Here is a 1,784-nt window from a genome sequence, read left to right on the forward strand (position 1 = left end):
ATTGCTACCTTAATAAGTTCTGTTGGACTTACACAAGACACATTTCTTGTATTCTGTATTATAGCAATACTTGTTGTAGGTGCAGTCGTTGTAATCATTACATCTAGACCAATTTTGGACATTTATCCTTATCTTAACCCAAGTGCAAGAGTAAGAGCTAGAAAAGGAAGGCTATTTGATGAAAAACAGATTTCTGAAATTGTTGAAACCAACAATGTTGAAGAAGTTGAAAATTATCTCAGAGGCATTCCTGAATACGCTGATGTTTTAGATGAGTACCCACTCGATAAGGCATTGGACGTTGAACGTGCAAACACTTATGATTTCGTTGCAAGATTAGCTCCTAAAGACATTAAAGATCCATTTGTTGTAATGTCTAAAAAAGCAGACATAGACAATATCAAAAGTCTTTTGACTGCTAAGGAAGTTGGACTTACAAGTGATGAAACAAGGGAATTATTAATTCCTTGCGGATCATTATATGAAGATTTGGAATCTTTAGCCGATGCTGATAATGTAACTGACATTGTTACAAGTTTAGACGGCACTGAATATGCGCAAGCTTTAGAAGATGCTCTTCCACAATATGAAGCTACTGATATGGTTCTTCCATTAGAATCCGCTTTAGATAAATATTATTTAGGCAAATTACTACGTTCCACTGATGTTCCATCCGATGAGAATAAACAAATTTTATATTCCTATGTTGGAACTCAAGTTGATGTAGCTAATCTTAAACTAATTATAAGGGCTAAAGAAGATGGCCTTGATTATGATGCAATCTCTCCTTATATATTAGAAGAAGGATACCAATTACGTGAATGGAAACTTAAAGATTTAATGGAATCTCCTGATGTTACAAATGTAATTTCAGGTTTAGAAGGAACAAAATATGCTGATGCATTGACTGACGTAATGCCAGTTTATAATGAAACCGGTTCAGTTGCCGTATTCGAAAAAGCATTGGATGTTTACACTTCTGACTATTCAAAATCTTTAGCATCTAAAAAACCATTAGGTATTGGTCCAATTATTGGTTATTTAAGTCAAAAAGAAAATGAAATTAAAAATTTAAAAATTATTGCAAGAGCAAAAAGAGAAGTTGACTTCCCTAATTCTAAAATCATGGAGATGTTAATATGAGTTCTGTAGCAATTATAGGTGATATTGACACTGTATCCGGATTCAGACTTGGTGGTGTCAAAAGGGCAGAGGTAGTTAATACTTCTGAAGAGGCTATTGCGGCTTTTGATAAATTTTTAGATGAAGAAATTTCAATTATTATCATTACTCAATTAATGGCTAATGAAATAAGAGACCATGTTAATAGGAAAATCGGTTCAAACGTTTTACCAATGATAATTGAAATACCTGATAAAGATGGGTCCTCCGAAGGATCATCTGATCAAATAAACGAACTTATTAAAAGAGTTATTGGGGTAGAGATGGTTAAATGATTATTGAAGGAAATATTATTAAGATTGCTGGGCCTGTTATTATCGCAGATGGTATGAGAGGGGCTCAGATGCTTGAGATGGTTAGAGTCGGTGATGAAAAGCTTATTGGGGAAATCATCGAACTTGAAGGTGACACTGCGACCATCCAAGTATACGAAGAAACAGCCGGTATCCAGCCGGGTGAAGTAGTTGAATGTACTGGTGGAGCATTGTCTGTAGAACTTGGTCCTGGTGTAATGAGTTCCATTTTTGACGGAATTCAAAGACCTTTAAGAATCATCAGAGAAGAATCCGGTGATTTTATTGCAAGAGGTATTGATGTAGACT

General features: G+C 34.9%; 2 protein-coding genes and 1 pseudogene. All 3 read left to right on the forward strand.

Annotation, left to right across the window (positions count from 1 at the left end):
* A partial coding sequence (locus ACKI67_RS05435) for a V-type ATP synthase subunit C (RefSeq protein WP_407462411.1) occupies positions 1-1,143 on the forward strand: 1,143 nt, incomplete at its 5' end.
* The gene (locus ACKI67_RS05440) at positions 1,140-1,457 is read left to right on the forward strand and encodes a V-type ATP synthase subunit F (protein ID WP_407462412.1); all 318 of its coding nucleotides are present in this window, start codon (positions 1,140-1,142) and stop codon (positions 1,455-1,457) included. The genes ACKI67_RS05435 and ACKI67_RS05440, both read left to right, overlap by 4 nt.
* A pseudogene (locus ACKI67_RS05445) lies at positions 1,454-1,784 on the forward strand (V-type ATP synthase subunit A); the annotation flags it as partial. The gene ACKI67_RS05440 and the pseudogene ACKI67_RS05445, both read left to right, overlap by 4 nt.

Source organism: Methanobrevibacter sp. (genome assembly GCF_045577275.1).
GTDB lineage: Archaea > Methanobacteriota > Methanobacteria > Methanobacteriales > Methanobacteriaceae > Methanobrevibacter.

What these genes read in the sequence shown, in the direction of transcription:
- ACKI67_RS05440 (WP_407462412.1), top strand. Translation starts at nt 1,140, where the DNA reads ATGAGTTCTGTAGCAATTATAGGTGATATTGACACTGTATCCGGATTC.